Origin of the sequence: Pseudomonas fluorescens (genome assembly GCF_902497855.1) — a bacterium.
GTDB classification, from domain to species: domain Bacteria; phylum Pseudomonadota; class Gammaproteobacteria; order Pseudomonadales; family Pseudomonadaceae; genus Aquipseudomonas; species Aquipseudomonas fluorescens_BI.
On sequence record NZ_CABVHU010000023.1, the window covers coordinates 101272 to 108160 of the forward strand.

Below are 6889 nucleotides of genomic sequence, written 5' to 3' on the forward strand. Positions count from 1 at the left end.
GTCCTTCAAGCAGTTTTCGGAATGAGGCGCTCGAACAGCGCCTCTACAGTATTAAAGCGCTCTTCCGGGCGCTCCATCGGCACCTGGAATTTAAACATCGTCGCGCCTTCGAATTTGTAACGTTTGGGCTGGCTCTGGATCAGTTTGATCAGCGTCAGCGGGTCGACCGGCGTTTGGGTGGCGAACTCGATCCGGCCGCCTTGCGGGCCGCCGTCGACTTTCTTGATGCCCAGCAGCTCGGCCTGCAACTTCAGCGCGGTGATGCGCATCAGGTTCTTGGTCGGTTCCGGCAACAGGCCGAAACGGTCGATCATCTCCACTTGCAGGTCCTTGAGGCCATCCTCATCGGTGGCCGAGGCAATGCGCTTGTACAGGATCAGTCGCGCGTGCACGTCGGGCAGATAGTCTTCCGGAATCAACGCCGGTACCCGTAGATTGACTTCCGGACCGCCGCCCAACGGCTGATCGAGGTTGGGCTGTTCGCCCTTGCGGATCGACTTCACCGCGCGCTCGAGCATTTCCATGTACAGGGTGAAGCCGACGGCCTGGATCTGCCCGCTCTGCCCGTCGCCGAGCAGTTCGCCGGCGCCACGGATTTCCAGGTCGTTGGTGGCGAGCACGAAGCCCGCGCCGAGGTCCTGGGTGTTGGCGATCGCCTCCAGGCGCTTTTCCGCGTCGGGTGTGATTTGCTGGCGTGGCGGGGTCAGCAGGTAAGCATACGCCTGGTGGTGGCTGCGACCGACCCGGCCGCGCAACTGGTGCAGCTGTGCCAGGCCGAATTTGTCGGCCCGCTCGATGATGATGGTGTTGGCGCTCGGCACGTCGATGCCGGTCTCGATGATGGTCGAGGCAATCAGCACGTTGAAGCGCTTGTGGTAGAAGTCGCTCATCACCTGTTCGAGATCGCGTTCGCGCATCTGCCCGTGGCCGATGCCGATCCGCGCTTCCGGCACCAGTTCGGCGAGGTCGGCGGCGCATTTCTCGATGGTCTTCACGTCGTTGTGCAGGTAATAGACCTGGCCGCCACGCAGCAACTCACGCAGCAGGGCCTCTTTGACCGTGCTCTTGTTCTGCTCCATGACGAAGGTGCGCACCGACAGGCGGCGGGCCGGCGGCGTGGCGATGATCGACAGGTCGCGCATGCCCGACACCGCCATGTTCAACGTGCGCGGAATCGGCGTGGCGGTCAGGGTGAGGATGTCGACTTCACTGCGCAGGGCCTTGAGCTGTTCCTTCTGGCGCACACCGAAGCGGTGCTCTTCGTCGATGATCACCAGCCCGAGGTTTTTGATCTTCACATCGTCGGACAGCAGTTTGTGGGTGCCGATGACGATGTCGATCTTGCCTTCGGCCAGGTCCGCGACCGCGGCGTTGACTTCCTTGGTCGACTTGAAGCGGCTCATCACTTCCACGCTCACCGGCCAGTCGGCGAAGCGGTCGCGGAAGCTGTTGTAGTGTTGCTGGGCGAGCAGGGTGGTCGGCACCAGGATCGCCACCTGGCGACCGCCGTGCACCGCGATGAAGGCGGCGCGCATCGCCACTTCGGTCTTGCCGAAACCGACGTCGCCGCAGACCAGGCGATCCATCGGCTTGGGCGCGAGCATGTCGCTGCGCACCGCTTCGATGGTGGTTTGCTGGTCCGGGGTTTCTTCGAACGGGAAGCCGGCGCTGAAGGTCGCGTAATCGGCTTTCGGATCTTCGAAGGCATACCCTTCGCGAGCGGCGCGGCGGGCATAGATGTCGAGCAGTTCGGCGGCCACGTCGCGCACCTGTTCGGCGGCTTTGCGCTTGGCTTTCTGCCAGGTCTCGGAACCGAGGCGGTGCAGCGGGGCCAGGGCATCGTCGCTGCCGGTGTAGCGGGCGATCAGGTGCAGGTTGGCCACCGGCACGTAGAGCTTGGCGTTTTCTGCGTATTCGAGGGTCAGGAATTCGGCGGCCTGGCTGTCGATCTCAAGAATGGTCAGGCCCAGATAACGCCCGACACCGTGGTCGATGTGCACCACCGGCGCGCCTTCGCGCAGCTCGGTGAGGTTCTTGATCACTGCATCGTTGTTGGCGTCGGCGCGTTTCTCGCGGCGCCTGCGCTGCATCACGCGCTGGCCGAACAACGGGCTTTCGGCGACCAGGGCCAGGGCCGGGTCGTCGAGCATCAGGCCTTCGTCGAGCGGCGCGATGGTGATCGCCAGGCGCTCCTTGCTGGCGACAAAGTCCGGCCAGCTGTCGACGGTTTTCGGCCGCAGCTTCAGGCGCTCGAGCAATTCCAGCAGCACTTCGCGCCGGCCGGCGGACTCGGCGGTGAACAGCACGCGCCCGGGGAACTCGTCGAGGAAACCGGCCAGCGCCGCCAGGGGTTGGCTGGCCTTGGCTTCGATGGCCAGGTTCGGCAGTTCGCGAGCGGGGAAGCGTTCGCGGCCGACGCCGGTTTCCACGTCCTGTTGACTGGCGACCACCCGTGGCCAGGCCTTCAGGCGCGCAAAGCAGTCTTCCACCGGCAGGAACAGCTCGGCGGGCGGCAATAAAGGCCGTGCCGGATCGACGCGGCGCTCCTCATAACGATTGCGCACGTCGTTCCAGAAGTTTTCCGCGGCCTGTTCGATGCCCGGCAGCGAGAACACTTGCGTGTCCTGGGGCAGGTAATCGAACAGGGTCGAGGTTTCGTCGAAGAACAGCGGCAGGTAGTACTCGATGCCGGCCGGGGTGATCCCGCTGCTCAGGTCCTGAAAGATCGGGCAGCGCCGGAAGTCGACATCGAAGCGCTCGCGGAACCGCGCCTTGAAGCGCGTGACCGCATCCTTTTGCAGCGGAAACTCTCGCGCCGGCAACAGGCGAACGGTGTCCACCTTGTCGATGGAGCGCTGGTTTTCCGGATCGAAGGTGCGCAGGGTCTCGATTTCGTCGTCGAACAGGTCGATGCGATAGGGCAGTTTGCTGCCCATCGGGAACAGGTCGATCAGCGAGCCGCGCACGGTGAATTCGCCGTGCTCGTACACCGTGTCGACGTAGCGATAGCCGCTGGCCTCGAGCCGGGTGCGCATCTGCTCGACGTCGAGTTTCTGGCCGATGTCCAGCACCAGGCTGCTGCCGAGCAGGAATCGGGTCGGCGCCAGGCGATGCAGGGCCGTGGTGATCGGCACCACCAGCACGCCATGACTCAGCTCCGGCAGCCGGTAGAGGGCGGCGATGCGCTGGGAAATGATGTCCTGGTGCGGCGAGAACAGGTCGTAGGGCAGGGTTTCCCAGTCCGGGAAATGCAGCACGGGCAAATCCGGGGCGAAGAAGCCCAGCTCCTGTTCCAGCCGTTCGGCACTTTGGCTGTCGGCAGTCACGAGCAGGGTAAAGCGCTTGGCTGCGCTGGCAGCCTCGGCGATGGCCAGGCTCAGGGCGGCACCGGGCAAGTTGCCCCAGTGCTGTTTACCTGCCGCGGCAGGGAGAAGCGGTAGACGCAGAACGGGCACGGAAGGTTGAGCTCCAAGCGTTGCGACAAAGTCGGTAATTGTAACGGTCCCGGGTGCCGCCTGTCAGTTGCAGACTGTGTCTATTCCTCAAGAGAGACAAATGTAGTGGTAAAGACAAAATCGCGTCGTTTTTCAGTAAAAATCACGGATTATGTAGTGGCAAAACGAACCAGTGTTACGGATGGTTACGGATAAGGCAGCGCTGTCTCCAAAAAATTGACTCGGCTGCAACCCCCGGTTTTACTGGGCTGGCGCGGCGCGCGATTTTTTTGAAGGAAAAGTTGTTACTGATTGCGCGACAGGCGCGCATTGCTACGGGGGCCACTCGGCGGCATAATGTAGCCCCTTTTTTCTGCCCCTACATGTGGAAGGTTACCGTGACTCAGAAGCCCGACCAGTGTCTTGGTGAATGGATCGACCGTGAAGCACTCGCAGAAGCGATGATTCCGCTTATCGGTCAGCTCTACCGCAATAACAACGTGGTGAGCTCGATCTATGGCCGCAGTCTGATCAACCAGTCTGTCATCGCGATTCTCAAAGCTCACCGCTTTGCTCGCCATCGCCAGTCCGATGACAGCGAATTGTCCGTCCACGAAACATTCCCGCTGCTCAAGGCGATGAGCGAGCTCAAGCTGGGCGCCGCGTCGGTCGACCTGGGCAAGCTGGCTGTCAAATTCAAAGCCGAAGGCAATGGCCGCAGCGCCGAAGACTTCGTCCGTGACGAGCTGGCCGATGTGGTCGGCAAGCAGAATGGTTCCGGCCGTACCGGTACCGACGTTGTCCTGTACGGCTTCGGTCGTATCGGTCGTCTGCTGGCGCGCATCCTGATCGAGAAAACCGGTGGTGGCGACGGCCTGCGTCTGCGCGCCATCGTGGTTCGCAAGGGCGCCGAGAACGATCTGGTCAAACGTGCCAGCCTGCTGCGTCGCGACTCGGTGCACGGTTCGTTCAATGGCACCATCACCATTGATGAAGCCAACAACACCATCACCGCCAACGGCAACCTGATCCAGGTTATCTACGCGAAAAACCCGACTGAAGTGGATTACACCCAGTACGGCATCAAAGACGCGCTGCTGGTGGACAACACCGGTGTATGGCGTGACGCCGATGGCCTGGGCCAACACCTGGCTTGCCCGGGTATCGACCGCGTCGTTCTGACCGCGCCTGGCAAGGGCAAGCTGAAGAACATCGTTCACGGTATCAACCACGGTGAAATCACCGCTGACGACAAGATCGTGTCCGCCGCTTCCTGCACCACCAACGCCATCGTGCCGGTGCTGAAGGCTGTGAATGACAAGTTCGGCATCATCAACGGTCACGTCGAAACGGTTCACTCGTACACCAACGACCAGAACCTGATCGACAACTTCCACAAGGGCGATCGCCGTGGCCGTAGCGCCGCGCTGAACATGGTAATCACCGAGACCGGTGCTGCCACCGCTGCTGCCAAGGCCCTGCCTGAGCTGGCCGGCAAGCTGACCGGTAACGCGATCCGTGTTCCGACGCCGAACGTGTCGATGGCCATTCTCAACCTGAACCTTGAGAAAGGCGCCACCCGTGAAGAGATGAACGAGTACCTGCGCTACATGGCGCTGCACTCCGATCTGCACAAGCAAATCGACTACGTCAATTCGCAGGAAGTGGTTTCCACCGACTTCGTTGGCTCGCGCCACGCAGGCGTGGTGGACGCTGAAGCGACCATCGTTCAGGACAACCGCGTTGTGCTGTACGTCTGGTACGACAACGAGTTCGGTTACAGCTGCCAGGTGGTGCGTGTGATGGAAGACATGGCTGGGGTTAACCCGCCAGCGTTTCCGCGCTAAGCACTAGCTGCACATGAAAACGCCCCGGCTTTGGTCGGGGCGTTTTTGTTTGTGGGTGATCGTTCCCACGCTCTGCGTGGGAATGCCTCAATGGACGCTCCGCGTCCGCTTCTGGGACGCGGAGCGTCCCGGGCTGCATTCCCACGCAGAGCGTGGGAACGATCTTGCCGGCGCGAAACCTGTGGGAGTTCAGCTGTCTATCAATATGCTTTCAGAATAAGGGTCATCAAGGCAGTTGCTCCCACCTTTCTATCGCATAATGGCTGGCCTTGGCGTTGTGTCAGGGGACTCTTCAGGAGATGCAGGTGTTGTTGAGCTGGCGGCTGATTGCAATGCTGGTGCTGACTGGCGCGTTGTCCGGCTGCGGCAACAGCGACTCCATGGAAAGCTTCGGTGGCCCGACCATGGGCAGCACCTATTCAATCCAATATCTGCGCCAGAAGGGGCTTGCGGCGCCGGCCGAAGTCCGGGTCGAGGTCGAGAAGATCCTCGCTGAAGTCGATCGGCAGATGTCGACCTACCGCAGCGACTCCGCCATCGAGCGCTTCAACGCGCTGCCCGCCCATCGCTGCCAGACCATGCCCGCGCCGATCCTCAAGCTGGTCCGCGTCGCCGAGCAGCTGTCGGAACAGAGCGAAGGGGCCTACGACTTGACGGTGGAACCCTTGCTCAATCTCTGGGGATTCGGCCCGCAAGGCCGTGAGGAAAAAGTCCCTTCCGCCCAGGCGCTGGCCGACGTGCGCCAGCGCGTCGGTTACCAGCATCTGCGCATCGAAAACGATCAGCTGTGCAAGGACGCCGCGGTCGAAGTCGACTTCAACAGCCTCGCCGCCGGCTATGCGGTCGACACCCTTGCCGCCAGGCTCGACGCGATGGGCATCCATAATTACCTCGTCGAGGCCACCGGCGAACTCAAGGCGGCCGGCAGGAAACTCGATGGCTCGCCCTGGCGCATCGCCCTCGAGGAGCCGCGGGATGATCGGCAGGTCGCGCAACGCATCCTGGCGGTCGACGGCTACAGTGTTTCCACGTCCGGTGATTACCGCAATTATTTCCAGCAGGACGGCAAGCGCTACTCCCACACCTTCGACGCCCGCACTGGGGCACCGGTGTCACACACCCTGGCATCAGTCACGGTGATTCATCCTTCAGCGCTGATGGCCGATGGCTTGTCCACCCTGTTGCTGATTCTCGGCCCGGTACGGGGTTGGGACTACGCCGAACAACAGGATATCGGCGCATTCTTTGTGATTCGTGCCGATACCGGTTTCGTCATACGCACCAATCAGGCTTTCGAGCGCCTGAGCGGTGCCAAGTCCGAGTGATCACGCAATGCCGTATGAGCTTGCACCGGGCGGCGTTCCGACGATGGCCGTCAACGATAACGCGTATTTACTGGTTAAACACGGCCCCTGTAGGAGCAAGCTTGCTCGCGATGGTCGTCAACGATAACGCGTGCTTACTGGCTAAACGCGGCGCCCTGAACTGACCCCCAAAAGTTGGACACAGATCCTGACTTTTGGGGTGTTTCCAATGGGCAAGTATTCCGTGCAGTTCAAAATCACAGCCGTTGAGGCCTACATCAACGGCGACGATGGGTTTCGAAAA

General features: G+C 61.6%; 3 protein-coding genes and 1 pseudogene. 2 read left to right on the forward strand and 2 right to left on the reverse strand.

The window, feature by feature from the left end:
* Positions 1-5 precede the first annotated feature (5 nt).
* Positions 6-3455, reverse strand: coding sequence for a transcription-repair coupling factor (mfd, locus tag F8N96_RS31265; protein WP_150801086.1), 3450 nt, complete (start codon positions 3453-3455; stop codon positions 6-8).
* 362 nt (positions 3456-3817) lie between these two features.
* On the opposite strand from mfd, the gene F8N96_RS31270 reads away from it, so the two are divergent.
* Positions 3818-5281, forward strand: coding sequence for a glyceraldehyde-3-phosphate dehydrogenase (locus tag F8N96_RS31270; protein ID WP_150801087.1), 1464 nt, complete (start codon positions 3818-3820; stop codon positions 5279-5281).
* Between the two features lie 332 nt (positions 5282-5613).
* On the forward strand, positions 5614-6606 hold the full coding sequence (locus F8N96_RS31280) for an FAD:protein FMN transferase (RefSeq protein ID WP_412071832.1): 993 nt from the start codon (positions 5614-5616) through the stop codon (positions 6604-6606).
* Positions 6607-6673: 67 nt separating this feature from the next.
* Here F8N96_RS31280 and F8N96_RS35605 read toward each other — a convergent pair.
* Positions 6674-6889 (reverse strand): annotated as a pseudogene (locus F8N96_RS35605) (hypothetical protein); the annotation flags it as partial.